This is a genomic window from Brevibacillus fluminis (assembly GCF_003710825.1).
Classification (GTDB): domain Bacteria; phylum Bacillota; class Bacilli; order Brevibacillales; family Brevibacillaceae; genus Brevibacillus_D; species Brevibacillus_D fluminis.
Map to the genome: position 1 here is coordinate 197927 of NZ_RHHQ01000004.1, position 13118 is coordinate 211044.

Genomic DNA, 13118 nt, shown 5'->3' on the forward strand with positions numbered 1-13118 from the left:
CATATCAGCTTATTTTAGAACGGCTTCCATCGAAGCAAGTTGGCAAGGCTAGTCTAAAATTCCAGGATGGCGTGCTTGTCATTCAGCGGAATCAGGCTTCATAATGCCGTATCTGAAAAAGGATTGATAGAAATTCCGCGCAATTTCGGAACAGAGCTCCACATCCTCCAGTGAATTGAGACCCGTCTCCCTAAAATAGAGTTGCAGGTTGTACATGGTAGTGCCGTACATGTAGGCGATCAAATCCGGGTCAATATCTTCACGCAGCATGCCCCCATACTTCAGCTTGAGCAGTTCCTTTAAAAAGACACTTTTTGTCGCATCCTTGTATTTGCCGAAATAGAGCTTCAGGAGCGTGCTTTCCGGTGCGTTGCGTATCGTATGAATCAGCCGACGGTCCGCCAGGGATCTTTCGCCTTTCTCTTCTTTCGGATTGCGGATGAAGTCTTCCGACAGTTCGTCATAGTCGCCGTACCAGTTCAGAAACGAGATAAACAGATCTTCTTTGTCTTTGAAATAACGATAGAATGTCGCCGAAGGCAATGAAAGCTTATCGGTGAGTATTTCCATCGAGATTTCATCGAACGAATACTCGCTGAACAGATCCTTTGCCAATAAAAAGATTGCTTCTTTTTTTTCATCCGAAAGTAGTTCGAAATTATTCTTAGGCATTTTTTCATAACTCCATTCTAAAATGATAATTTTGCTATCTATAGATTGTTGATTTATCACATTGTAGAATAATTTCGAAAATTAATCAACAAATATCAGATCAATTTATGACTTTATTCGGCATATGCAACAAGCTTCATATATCGGCAATCGCCTTTCTTGCAGTTGGGCCTGAGCTTTTTCATAAGAATCGAATAAAAAAAGCAACAACAGCGAATCGTTGTCCAATGGCCGGCAGACAGTGGTCTTTCGAAGAAACCACGATGCGAACCATATTCAACGATCGATTGTTGTTGCTTTTTGACGGAATTGACAGCCCCGCTTTCGACAGCGCCAGATGCAACTGCTTGTCCTTATTCCAGACTGACGGAAATGTCCAGCGGTTCAACACCCGCAAACACAATGTATCCGTCACAAGTAAGGGGCATATTTTGATGAAAAAGCTCATCATAATGGATGCTCAAATCATTGTTCAGCATCATGACACGCACGGAACAGGATTTGGCGATCTGGAGTTTTTTCCCCGCTATAACTTTGTAGACCAGATTCCTGCAAGGCTTGTCGGATACAATGCGTCCATTTTTCAGATATTCAAGGATATCCGAATCCACATACTCAAACCCGCCGCTGTAAATCAGCTCCCTTCCAGTCCTTTCCAATGCAAAGGGCGTGAAGATGTTGTGGGAGCCAGGGTATCCGGGAGCATCCAGAATGTGTCCTGTCTCATTGTCATTTTGGGTAATGACCGGCACGGTATAATCGGGGCTGCCATGAAACAGCAGAAGGCCGCTTCCCTCGAATTGCTCAATGATCAGTCCACCTGCAGGCAGGTAATCGCCGGGGTGCATGTTGCATGCCAGATATGTTTTCCCCGTTCTGTTCCCCCACTTCGCATGCAGCCCGGGGATCTCTTCCAAATTGACTTTCTGCCCAATCACCATCGTCTCCGAGGCCGTCTCGATCAATAGGTAGCACCTGCTCCCCTGCTCCCGAAAGCGCAGCACCCCGTCGTCACATACAAACCCATCCCCAAAGCACGCCGCTTTTTCTATATAGGGCATCCACCCGGAACAGCGCTTATACCGTTCGACCGTGATGAAATCCCCGCCCGTAGCCACCCGATAGATGGCGCTTGCCGTCATATAAACGCCTTGAAGCCTCTCCAGATGGACTTCGTGCGAAGGAACTGTTGCCGGCTTCAACGGCGGCATCCGACGCACCGTTCGATTTTGCCGCGTCTCAATATAGCGGGCGCATAATTCACAGAGAATGTCCAGGGGGTCCAGCTGTGTATCTGACGTGATGGAAATCGCCGCTGAGAATCCATATTCCTTGCTTACCAGAAGATAAGCGGCATATTGAACAGTCCCCCCTCTCTTGCCCAGCGCGCCGGGCCCAAAATCAAACTCCTTATGCGAAAAATTCACCGTGTCCCAGCCCAGTCCCTGATCCTCCGAAAGAAGCATACCCTGCGGCCTTACGATCTCCCGGATGCTTTCATCAGCCAGGATACCACAAGCATCCAGGAATAGGTGCCCCACTCTGGCGCAATCAAGAAGGTTGGTTACGATTCCCCCGGATCCTATCGCCGTGACATATTCCGCGGGGCAGTCCTTCATATGGATCGCTTGTTTCAATCCGTTTGCAGGGTTCCCGTCGCCTGTGGAGCCTGCTCCCGCCGGGGTGGTTATATATTCCCTTATAAAATCCATGTATTCTCTGCCCGAAACTGCCGCAACCGCCATCTCAGCCAAGCTGAACCCATCATTGCAATAAGTGGAAAAGGCTCCGGGGTCTGCCTTTAGAGAGGCTTTAGAAAAGTAGTCGTACCGCTCGTCATAGCAATTGGAAAAAAGCCACTGGGCGGTAATATCATTTCTGGCGTAAGACCCCGGCAGGCCCGACGAGTGATTCAGGCACATCCGTAGTGTGATGCTGCGATGCCGAAGATCCCGCATGGTGAAACGAGGTAGATATTCCACAACGGGAGTATCCAGAGCCAGCTTCCCCAGTTCCACAAGCTTCAGCACCGCCAAGGCGCAATACACCTTGGAAACAGAGGCGACCCCAAATCGATCATATATGGTGACAGGCGCATCGTCATTGGGGTTGCTTCCAACCACCGCGGCGGCAGCACTGTTTCCGCCTATAATCGCTACACTGGCGGCGGTTCCACTGCCAGACACTTTTTCCTGTAAATAGCGTTGCATGTGCAAAGAGAACTCTTTCTCCATACGAAATCCAATACCCATACACTCCCTCCTACACATCAGTATGTTGATATCTTACTATCTTCGCCGGACATTTCTGCTGCTTGCTTGTACAGCCGCTGTATGCGCCGCACCGATACGCCCCATTTTTCCGCCGTCTGCCGCATGGTCATGTAATCCATGGAACGCCTTCCCGCAATTTTTTTAAATATTTTAAATATATGTGGTTTTGCGTATGATATCAAGCTTATCCAGTACAGGGGAAAAGCGTGGGTATGGTACCTGCAAACCTTACGTTATCCATGGACTAATCTGAAAAAAATCTAATGTAAAAATCATGTGGAAGTCCCATCCTAATTTTCGGTATTATTTTTTTATGAGGTCCAGATGGCCCGTTTTGCGATCCGTACATAACGAAGCCATCTGGGCACAATCTCTTTCCGAAGGAGAAATCCATGCAGAATCAAATCCAAAGCGAGCGCCTGACTTTCACGAAACTGGCCGAACAAGATTGGGAACTGGTCCGCTCCATTTATACCAACCCGACACTTATGAAACACATCGGTGCCACGATGACTGAGGAAGCAATCCGCCTTAATTTTAAAAAAGAACTCGCACCATGGAGTCTTACATCCACCCATTGGCTAACCTGGATTATCCGCGAAACTGCTACCGAAAACGACGTTGGTTTAATCAGTATTTGTACTCGTAACCGAGAAAATCTCACTGCGGAAGTGGGCTTTATCTTTCAGGAAGCATACAAAGGCAAGGGTTATGCAACCGAAACAGTCAAACACATTATCGATTTTGCTGTAGATACATATGGATTCAGAAAATTTACTGCGGTTTGTTCGGAAGAGCATGTAGCGTCACGTAGGGTGTTGGAAAAGGTTGGGATGAAACTGGATGAAATCGTGCCGGATTCTACCGAAATCAATGGCAAAATGGTTACCGACTGTTTTTATTCGTTAGAACGATCATGAATTTTCTTGCCAAACTTCAAAAATAAAGCGTAAAACCGATGTAGATACCGGTTTTACGCTTTTTTATTACATGACGCGCTTAAACAGCTTTTCCAATTCGTATGACGAAAAATGAATGATGATCGGCCTGCCATGCGGGCAGGTGAATGGGCTGGTCGTGAGGCGCAATCGTTCCAACAGCGCTTCCATCTCCTGCTGGGTAAGATAGCGATTCGCTTTGATGGAAGCCTTGCATGACATCATGATCGCCGCTTTCTCCCTCATCCCACGCACGTCGAAACCGCCTTTTTCGCCTGTTTCCAGTACAACCTGCACCAACTCATCGATTACCTCAAGCTCGCTTCCTTCCGGGAACCAGTGCGGATGTGCGCGCACGATGAACGTCCGATTCCCAAACCATTCAATTTCCAACCCAAGCGAAATCAGCGTCTCAAGCCGAGTCTTCAGGCGCTCCGTCTCTTGTGACGTACACTCGATCGTATGCGGAAACAGCATCATTTGGCTGGCGACGCTCTCCGATTTCAGCTTTTCCATGAAATACTCGTAAAAGATTCGCTCTTGTGCCGCATGCTGGTCGATCAAGTACATCCCGTTTTCGTTTTGCGCCACGATATACGTCCCATGTACCTGACCGACGGGAAACATCGGCGGGACGGCTGGATGTGCTTCATCAACAACTGGCGAAGGCGTTGATTCAGACACCCCTGTCGGCATCGTTTCCACCAGTGGCTCATCGGCTAGAGACGATTCATTGAAACGCGACTCGCTTCGCTCGCCATCCATTTCACCAACGCTTGCATCCCTCTGGGAATGATTCGTCTGCAATGCTTCGACGTTCAGATTTCGTACTGGAACCCGTTCATCCTCAGGCGAAGGCGCAGACCCATCTGGCACTTGCTGCTCCGTAATACCCGATTCAAAAGATGTAGGCTGCACTCTTCGCGTCTCCTCCACCTGTTCAAACTGCGGCGTGTCGGTCTGCGAAGCTCCCTTCTCCATCGGCCAGGCTGAATCGACTGATGGGCTTTCAAACTGTTCTTGTTGTTGTTGCGGCTTGTCAACACGTGGCAGCCACTCGCGCACACGCGCTTCAAACTGCTGCGGTCGTTCATAGCGTATTTCTGATTGCAACCGGTTCTGCTCCTGCCTGCTCCCCAACAAATTGCTTTCCCGGCTGATCGGCAGTTCAAAAGCAGGCTGCACAACTTTCGGCCCCGCTGGTGCCGTCGTACGCTGTGTCGCCAGTGGCTGTGGAATCGTCAAGCCTTTGCGCAGCGCACCTTTCACAGACGCTTCCATAGCAGCGACCAGCTCGTCCTCCTTGCTGAAGCGAGCTTCCAGCTTAGCAGGATGCACATTCACATCGACCAGCGTCGGGTCCATCTCGATGGACAGACAGACGACCGGAAAGCGACCGATTGGCAGCAACGTATGATACCCGCGCATAATCGCGTTCGTAAGGGCAAAATTGCGGATATAGCGACCGTTGATAAGCGTAGTCAAATAACTCCGGTTGGCACGCGTCAGCTCGGTTTTGGAGATGAAGCCCGACCAGTGGAAATCCAGTGTCTCTCCTTCAATCGGCAGCATCAGCTTGGCAGCCTGCACGCCATAAATCGAAGCGATGACATGGAGTAGTTTGCCGTCTCCCGATGTTTGCAGGATCGTCTTGTCGTTGTGTGTATAGTGAAACGCGATGCCAGGATACGTGAGCGCCAATCGATTCACATAGTCAGAAATGTGGCCGACCTCGGTGGAGATTGACTTCATGTATTTCAGACGCGCAGGTGTATTGAAAAAAAGCTCGCGCACCTGAATATCAGTACCTTTGACGGTTGCGGCATCGCTCAGTTCCTTCACTTGCCCGGCTTCAATGAGCACGCGCGTCCCCACTTGTCCGCTCGCTTGCGAGCTCAACAGCTCAGTCCTGGAGACGGAGGCGATACTTGGCAGCGCCTCCCCCCGAAACCCAAGCGTGTGGATAGAAAACAAATCGCGCGTCGACTTGATTTTACTGGTGGCATGACGCTCGAAAGCCCGCTCGCAATCGTCGCGGTCCATCCCGACCCCATCGTCGACGATGCGAATCAGGTCCAGTCCGCCCTCTTTGATGTGAATCTCAATCCGCTTTGCTTCAGCGTCTACGGCGTTTTCAATCAGCTCTTTTACTACGGAGGCTGGGCGTTCCACCACTTCCCCGGCAGCAATCATGTTGGATAGATGCTCATCCAGCACACGAATCCGTCCCATGTCGCACCCCTTACTGTTTCATCCGTTTTTGCCAATCATACACCTGCATCAGCGCAGCCAATGGCGTCAACTGATTGGCGTCTACTTTACGCAGCTCCTGCAGCAGTTCCATCGCCAGCAGCTGATCTGCTGTCACCACAGGCTCCTCTTTTACTTGCAGCTGTGGTTCCAGTGCCGCCTGCATCGTTGCTGGCACCATTTGCTCCTTGCTTGGATGCTGTTCGGTAGCAATCGGCATAGATTGCGCTGCCAGTACTTGTTCCAATCCACGCTCAGCCACGCGCTGTGGCGCCATCCACAGTGAATCAAACGAGATTTGTTCCGTTGCAGGAGCTGTCGGCTTTTCATTCTCCAGCTCATGCAAAATTTGGCGTGCCCGCGCAATCACCTTATCCGGCAAAGCTGCCAGCTCGGCCACATGGATGCCATAGCTTTTGTCCGCTCGGCCTTGCTCAATCCGGTGCAGGAATAACAGCTTTCCTCCCCGCTCCTCGCAGCGTGCATTTACATTTACGACGCGCGAAAGCATCTCTTCCAAACGTGTCAGTTCGTGATAGTGCGTGGAAAAGAGCGTTTTCGCTCCGATTTCCTCATGAATATATTCAATAACGGCTTGCGCCAGCGCCATACCGTCGTACGTCGATGTACCACGACCGATCTCATCCAACAAAATCAGGCTGTTCGCGGTCGCTTTTTGCAGCGCGTTTTTCGTTTCTAGCATTTCGACCATGAACGTACTGTGGCCACCCACCAAATCGTCCGCAGCCCCGATACGGGTAAAAATCTGGTCGACCAGCGTCAGCTTAGCATACGACGCAGGAACAAAGCAGCCAACTTGGGCGATGACGAACATTAAGGCGATCTGCCGCATATACGTGCTTTTCCCCGCCATGTTCGGTCCGGTGATCAGCAAAATCTGCCGCCCTTGCTGATCGAGATGGGCGTCATTCGCCACGTACTTTTCCGAGTTGAGCACCGCTTCCACTACCGGATGACGACCGTCCGTAATGACGCACTCACCTGTAGTGACGATATGCGGTCGCGTAAATCCACGCTCATCGCTCACCGTCGCGAATGATTGCAACACATCAATGGTAGCGACGCGCTCTGCCAATGCTTGAATGCGCGTCACGTGTTTGGCTACTTCCGTGCGGATTTCAGTAAAAAGCTGGTACTCCAGCTCGATCATTTTTTCTTCCGCTTCCAAAATAAGCGCTTCTTTTTCTTTCAGCTCTGGCGTGATATAGCGCTCTGCATTGGTTAGCGTTTGCTTGCGTTCATAACGATCGAGCGGCACCGACGCTAGGTTGGCTCTCGACACTTCCAAATAGTAGCCGAATACTTTGTTGAAGCCGACTTTTAGCGAACGGATGCCGGTTGCTTCCCGCTCTGATTGCTCCAGCTGGGCGATCCAGTGCTTACCCTCGCGGCTGGCAATGTGCAGCTTGTCCAAATAATCGTCGTACCCGGTCTTCAGCATGCCGCCGTCCCGCACCGAGATCGGCGGGTCATCGACAAGCGCTCGCTCGAGCAAGTCTTTGATATCGACACACTCGTCCATCTCTTCGGCAATCGCGGATAAAATCGCAGAGCCGCTTGCGTGCAAAGCCGCTTTTACATTCGGAATTGCATCAAGTGAATGGCGTAGCTGAACAAGATCCCGGGCATTGGCGTTCCCATATGCCGTCCGGCCGATCAATCGCTCCAAATCGTACACTTGGTCCAAGAGAGTGCGCAGATCGGAGCGCAGCAGCATATCTGCTTTTAGTTGCTCCACCGCATTGAGTCGGTACTCGATCTCGCTGTGCGTGTAAAGCGGGCGCTCAAGCCAGCGTCGCAGCAGCCGTCCGCCCATCGCAGTCTCCGTCCGATCGAGCAGCCAGAGGAGCGAGCCATGCTTCGCTTTGTCTCGAATGGTTTCGGTCAGCTCCAGATTGCGCCGAGAAAACGGGTCAAGCTGCAAAAACTGGCGAGCTTCATACGCGCGCAATGCCCGCAAGTGGGCGAGGCTGCGCTTCTGCGTCGTGCCGATATAGGTAAGCAAGGCGCTCACCGCCAGTTGCTGCTCCGCCGCAAGCTCTAAAGCAGCCGGGCCATACTGACGCTCCGCCGCCCCGTTGTCCACCTGCTCCTGCGCAAGTAAATTAACCGGTGCGTTCACGGCCGGTAAAATCGACGGCACGACACCTGAGAGGACCAGTTCCTTCGGCCGGTATTGCAGCGCTTCATCCACCACTGCATCCAAGCTACCGCTAAGCGAGGTGACATGCATTTCACCTGTCGACAGGTCGCAAGCCGCGATCGATCCGCTCTGGCCGGTGGCCACAATCGCAGCTATGTAGTTGTTTTCCTTTTCGGAAAGCCATTTGCCTTCCATCATGGTACCGGGTGTAATGACCCGTGTCACTTCGCGGCGAACGACACCTTTGGCTTCCTTCGGGTCCTCAACCTGCTCGCATATCGCCACCTTGTAGCCTTTTTGCAGCAATTGTGCGATATACGCCTCTGCAGAGTGATGCGGCACGCCGCACATCGGGATGCGCTCTTCTCCGCCCCCTTCTCTTCCGGTCAAGGTAATTTCCAGTTCACGGGACGCTTTGATCGCATCTTCGAAAAACAATTCATAAAAGTCTCCTAGGCGAAAAAAGAGGAAAGCATCGGAATACTCTCGTTTGATCGCAAGGTACTGTTGGATCATCGGTGTATACTGAGCCATAGGTATATTCGTCTCCTACTTCTTTAAAATCTCGACATTCATTATATCACAGCTATCGCGTCCTCATCATCGGTAGTGGATGGGACTGTGAGCTTCCATGCTGGCCGGAAGTCTTCATCTGCAAACCATGCCGCTGCCGACATCGCCTCTGCAAAAAACGGATCCAACGATTGTCGGTACGTTTGATAGGTAGAAAGCAGCGACAATTCCCGCCACAGCCCCCGGACGATCGGACGGATGGTCGCTTTGTCCCCTTGATAATAAGCAGATTGCACCAATATTCGCCGTAACGGGTCTTGTCTAAGTTCCCGGTGATGGGTAGCGACGACTTTCGCCAAAGCGAGAATGCCTTTGGCGACACGCGGCGTGACAAGCCAACTAGGCAACGTACGATACTCAAAGCCCCCGTAGCTTTTTTCGCGCACATCGCCAAAAAAGCCGTAGCGCGGCCTTCTCCTTTGGCATCCCCCATCTTCTAGCAACATCAGTGGTAGGGCCAAATACGTATCCAGTTTGCGCACGAATGCTGCGTTTAGCGCGATTCCGCTGAAATGGATATGACCGCCGATTGGATAACCGTCAAACGGCATGCCGCCTGCGATCCATTCGAGCTCCGGCGCGATTTTTTTGGTAGCTGCAAGCCGCATCGTGCGGTACATCTCGACAAAAAGCTCATTGGGATCTGCGGATGGCTTTGGCCGTAACTCGACCAGCGGATGTAGGAGCGCGGACGGTTTTTCCCGAAAGCGAACAGCATCGTAGCCAATCGTGCCGCTGCGCCCGACATATCGGGAAGCAAAAGCCATCTGGCCCGATGGATCGCGCAGGGCGAATTCCGGATCGGCTCCAAGTACCACCTCACTTTGGCGAAGTAGCGCTTCCAGCTGCTGTTGCTCCCATTCCTCCTGAAGCTGGCGAAGAAAAGACGTGTACGGCTCGATTGACTCATCATCGACCCGTATCGTTATGACAGCTTGGCGAAATTCAGACATTGCTGCAATTTCTACGATGCCGACATCCAGTCCTACGGCATAAATGCTGCGGATGGCCATCGGTTCGATTTTTTTAATTTCCGTATTGTCTTGATGATCGGGAACCTCCTCAAAGCGCAATGGTTGCGGGAGCGCAGACATTGTATCGAGCCATACCGACTTTCCTTCCGCCAACCACACTTTGACCACGCGAAATTGGTGCACGAGCATGCGATAGCGCCGCATCGGTATTGATTCGCTCTGATCTTGCTCACGTAAAACCGGAATGCCGTTCATCCGCAAGAGTTGGCGTAAAGTGGGAAGATGCTGACACCGTGCAATAGCTTCCGGCCGATTCATCGGCAAAAGCGAGCCGGGGACCCGACCGAATGAAGGCGATGCTGCCATGTTATCCATTATCGTCCCCTCCATTTTTGTGGTGAAATAGCATATTCCCACGCCCAGAAAACCGTGTATGAGGAACGGCGAAAAGATTCCCGTTTTGAATAAAAAAAAAAGAGGAGAATCCCGTCTCCTCTTGTTAATCTAAGTCATCCAGCAGTCCTGCCGATTCAAAATCGTCGAATTCATCATCACTTGTCTCGTCATACTCGGTGCTCATACCAAAATCTTTCTCATCGCAGCTGTTGCAAACGACTACGCAAACTTTTGTCTCCCCGATGATTTCAACAGCAAAATCGCTCTCTACTTTCACTTGAACGGTTCCACCGCTGCCCAGCTCCGCTTTGACGCATTTTGGCTGCTCGACAGCACGAGCAACAACTTCCAGGTCGCCGCGTGTGTTGGTGTCATAGAATGATAATGGCACCGTCACGGAGAAGTTTACCGTTTGTTTGGTCACTTCCGTCTGCGTATTGTTTGCGTAAGAGTACCACAGGTTGCAGTCAAAGGAACCAATGACATCAACCGCATCACCCGATTTGGCTGCTTGAAAGGAAGTGTTGATGAGCCAGCACCCAAGAATGGTTGATGGTGTGTGATTCGGTGTGATCGTGTACGTTTGTTGGGAAAATTTATGTCCTTTGCCAACGACTGCTTTAGCAATTAATTCCCGGCATTGCAGGTCTTTATCTGTACCCGACATGTTGTTACCTCCTCCATACAATGTTTCTGTACATTTGTATGCAGGTCATCCGTCTAGGGTGCAAACGTCTAGGGAATCAATCCATTTTTTTCAGGTCGGTCGCCTATCGCCTAGTGGGAGCAGCAGCCGTCGCCATGATCTTTTGCAACCGATGGGCTGCCGGTTTCGCCTTTCAGCGGGTCACCGCCGGTATCAAGAATGATGCGCTCAGAGACAGCATTCGTGATGACATTAGTCACCATTTGCAGCAAATCGTTCACATCAACTTGTGACTGTTTGAATTCGGAAACAACTGGAATTTCGTCGAGCTGTTCATGCAGCTGATCCAATTCGGTTTCCAGCTTTTGTACCAGTTCCTTTTTGTTCATGGATTCAAACATGACCACTTGCTTCTGCTTTTGCTTCAGCTCCTGGATCAAATCCTGCACGCGCTCGTTCAGCTTGATCTGCGCTTCTGCTCTTTTATAGAAATCCACTTCCTTGGTCCGCGCCATCATCGTCGCCAGTTCACGCGCTTTATCCAAGATTTCTTTTTGCGTGTATTGTTTTGTGCTGTCCATTTGCCATCATACCTCGACTTTCGCTACGATCTCCCCATAGAGGGTGAATGTTTTCGCATCTGTGATTGTTACATCAACAAACGTGCCGATCAGAGATTTGTCGCCGTTGAAATGAACGAGCTTTCCGCCTCTTGTACGGCCGGATAGCACCTCGGGGTTGTTCTTGCTCTCCCCTTCCACCAACAGCTCTACTGTCTGGCCGAGCATCGCCAGATTTTTTACCAGGCTGCTCTTTTGCTGCACTTCCATCAATCGATGCAGCCTGCTTTTCTTTACTTCCTCTGGAACGGAATCTTCCATCACGGCAGCCGGTGTGCCTTCACGCGGGGAATACATGAACGTATAGGCTGAATCGAAGCCGACCTCACTCACCAGGGAAAGTGTATCCTCGAACTGCTCCTCGGTTTCCCCAGGGAAGCCGACGATGATATCTGTAGAAAGCGTAGCATTCGGGATGGCCGCTTTTATTTTACGTACCAGTTCTAAGTAGTGTTCGCGCGTATACTTGCGGGCCATCTTCTTCAGGACTTCCGTGCTTCCCGATTGGAATGGCAGGTGAATTTGCTCCACCAGATTGCCGCCTTTCGCCAACACTTCGATCAGATGATCATCAAAATCGCGCGGATGGCTTGTCGTAAAACGGATGCGCGGAATGTCGATCAGGCGGATTTCGTCCAGCAAGTGGCCGAACCCATATTGGATATCTTCGAAATCTTTGCCGTACGCATTGACGTTTTGACCGAGCAGCATGATTTCCTTAAAGCCTTGGCGTGCGAGATCGCGCACTTCTGCGATGACATCCTCTGGACGGCGACTCCGCTCTTTCCCGCGCGTGTACGGCACGATGCAGTACGTACAGAACTTGTCGCAACCGTACATAATATTGACCCATGCCTTAGTTTTGTCTTCGCGCACCTTCGGCATGTTCTCGATGATGTCGCCCTCTTTGGACCATACCTCGATGACCATCTCTTTTTGGAACATGGCATCGCGCAAAAGAACAGGCAGCCTGTGGATGTTGTGCGTACCGAAGATCAGGTCGACGTGCGCATGCTTGGACATGATCTTGTTCACGACGCTCTCTTCTTGCGACATGCAGCCGCAGACGCCGAGGATCACGTTCGGGTTGTTGCGCTTGAGCACTTTCATGTGGCCCAATTCGCCAAATACCTTATCTTCCGCATTTTCGCGGATCGCACAGGTATTGAACAGGATGACGTCCGCCTCCTGGTATTCCTCCGTCGATTCATAGCCCATCTGCTCAAGAATTCCGGCAATCGTTTCGGTATCGTGCTCATTCATTTGACATCCGTATGTACGGATCAAATAATGCTTGCCCTTCCCGATTTCACGCATTTCCTCTGGAATTCCGAAATCATAATGGACCTGAATGTCCTCTTTCCCCCGTTTTTTGGCATCCTTCAGACTAGGGGGCTGAAAGTATTTCGCATAGTCATCGGGTGTTTTCGCGGACTTGCCGGATTTTAAGTCCGGTGTCGCCTCATTTTTTACTGTCATGAATCTATTCACCTCTGTTGATTAGTAAGCGTCAAGTAAGGATGGAATACTGATTCCATCACAATATTATACCATAGCTTGGCATGAATAAAAAATCATTTACCGGGAATGGTTACCTGCCTCTTTTTTGGCA

The 13118-nt window shown here is 50.9% G+C and carries 10 protein-coding genes; 1 reads left to right on the forward strand and 9 read right to left on the reverse strand.

Annotated elements, in window-relative coordinates; genetic code table 11:
- Window positions 1-78 precede the first annotated feature (78 nt).
- The 3 genes from EDM56_RS03200 to EDM56_RS32030 form a co-directional block, all read right to left on the reverse strand.
- On the reverse strand, window positions 79-672 hold the full coding sequence (locus EDM56_RS03200; protein WP_122916437.1) for a TetR/AcrR family transcriptional regulator: 594 nt from the start codon (window positions 670-672) through the stop codon (window positions 79-81).
- 353 nt (window positions 673-1025) lie between these two features.
- Window positions 1026-2924, reverse strand: coding sequence for a serine hydrolase domain-containing protein (locus EDM56_RS03205; protein WP_183192278.1), 1899 nt, complete (start codon window positions 2922-2924; stop codon window positions 1026-1028).
- Window positions 2925-2941: 17 nt separating this feature from the next.
- Window positions 2942-3064: a hypothetical protein gene (locus tag EDM56_RS32030; protein ID WP_281274936.1), complete on the reverse strand. Its 123-nt coding sequence runs from the start codon at window positions 3062-3064 to the stop codon at window positions 2942-2944.
- 273 nt (window positions 3065-3337) lie between these two features.
- On the opposite strand from EDM56_RS32030, the gene EDM56_RS03215 reads away from it, so the two are divergent.
- On the forward strand, window positions 3338-3865 hold the full coding sequence (locus EDM56_RS03215; RefSeq protein ID WP_122916439.1) for a GNAT family N-acetyltransferase: 528 nt from the start codon (window positions 3338-3340) through the stop codon (window positions 3863-3865).
- A gap of 66 nt (window positions 3866-3931) precedes the next feature.
- Here the strand turns inward: EDM56_RS03215 and mutL are convergent, their stop codons facing one another.
- From mutL to miaB, 6 genes are all read right to left on the reverse strand, one after another.
- Window positions 3932-6115 (reverse strand): DNA mismatch repair endonuclease MutL, encoded by a 2184-nt coding sequence (gene mutL, locus EDM56_RS03220; protein ID WP_122916440.1) that lies wholly within the window; start codon window positions 6113-6115, stop codon window positions 3932-3934.
- A gap of 10 nt (window positions 6116-6125) precedes the next feature.
- Window positions 6126-8831: a DNA mismatch repair protein MutS gene (gene mutS, locus EDM56_RS03225; protein ID WP_122916441.1), complete on the reverse strand. Its 2706-nt coding sequence runs from the start codon at window positions 8829-8831 to the stop codon at window positions 6126-6128.
- 41 nt (window positions 8832-8872) lie between these two features.
- Window positions 8873-10219 carry a putative amidoligase domain-containing protein gene (locus EDM56_RS03230; protein ID WP_183192279.1) on the reverse strand — a complete coding sequence of 449 codons (1347 nt, stop codon included), beginning with the start codon at window positions 10217-10219 and terminating at the stop codon, window positions 8873-8875.
- Window positions 10220-10343: 124 nt separating this feature from the next.
- Window positions 10344-10907: an outer spore coat protein CotE gene (cotE, locus tag EDM56_RS03235; RefSeq protein ID WP_122916443.1), complete on the reverse strand. Its 564-nt coding sequence runs from the start codon at window positions 10905-10907 to the stop codon at window positions 10344-10346.
- A gap of 110 nt (window positions 10908-11017) precedes the next feature.
- Entirely contained in the window at window positions 11018-11467 is a 450-nt protein-coding gene (locus tag EDM56_RS03240) for a YlbF/YmcA family competence regulator (RefSeq protein WP_122916444.1), read from the reverse strand.
- A 6-nt stretch (window positions 11468-11473) separates the two neighbouring features.
- Window positions 11474-12985 (reverse strand): tRNA (N6-isopentenyl adenosine(37)-C2)-methylthiotransferase MiaB, encoded by a 1512-nt coding sequence (gene miaB / locus EDM56_RS03245; RefSeq protein ID WP_122916445.1) that lies wholly within the window; start codon window positions 12983-12985, stop codon window positions 11474-11476.
- Between the last annotated feature and the right edge of the window lie 133 nt (window positions 12986-13118).

Bases quoted from the DNA above. Each gene is read 5' to 3' on its own strand.
- EDM56_RS03200 (WP_122916437.1), bottom strand. From the start codon at position 672: ATGCCTAAGAATAATTTCGAACTACTTTCGGATGAAAAAAAAGAAGCA.
- EDM56_RS03205 (WP_183192278.1), bottom strand. From the start codon at position 2,924: ATGGGTATTGGATTTCGTATGGAGAAAGAGTTCTCTTTGCACATGCAA.
- EDM56_RS32030 (WP_281274936.1), bottom strand. From the start codon at position 3,064: ATGGATTACATGACCATGCGGCAGACGGCGGAAAAATGGGGCGTATCG.
- EDM56_RS03215 (WP_122916439.1), top strand. From the start codon at position 3,338: ATGCAGAATCAAATCCAAAGCGAGCGCCTGACTTTCACGAAACTGGCC.
- mutL (WP_122916440.1), bottom strand. From the start codon at position 6,115: ATGGGACGGATTCGTGTGCTGGATGAGCATCTATCCAACATGATTGCT.
- mutS (WP_122916441.1), bottom strand. From the start codon at position 8,831: ATGGCTCAGTATACACCGATGATCCAACAGTACCTTGCGATCAAACGA.
- EDM56_RS03230 (WP_183192279.1), bottom strand. From the start codon at position 10,219: ATGGATAACATGGCAGCATCGCCTTCATTCGGTCGGGTCCCCGGCTCG.
- cotE (WP_122916443.1), bottom strand. From the start codon at position 10,907: ATGTCGGGTACAGATAAAGACCTGCAATGCCGGGAATTAATTGCTAAA.
- EDM56_RS03240 (WP_122916444.1), bottom strand. From the start codon at position 11,467: ATGGACAGCACAAAACAATACACGCAAAAAGAAATCTTGGATAAAGCG.
- miaB (WP_122916445.1), bottom strand. From the start codon at position 12,985: ATGACAGTAAAAAATGAGGCGACACCGGACTTAAAATCCGGCAAGTCC.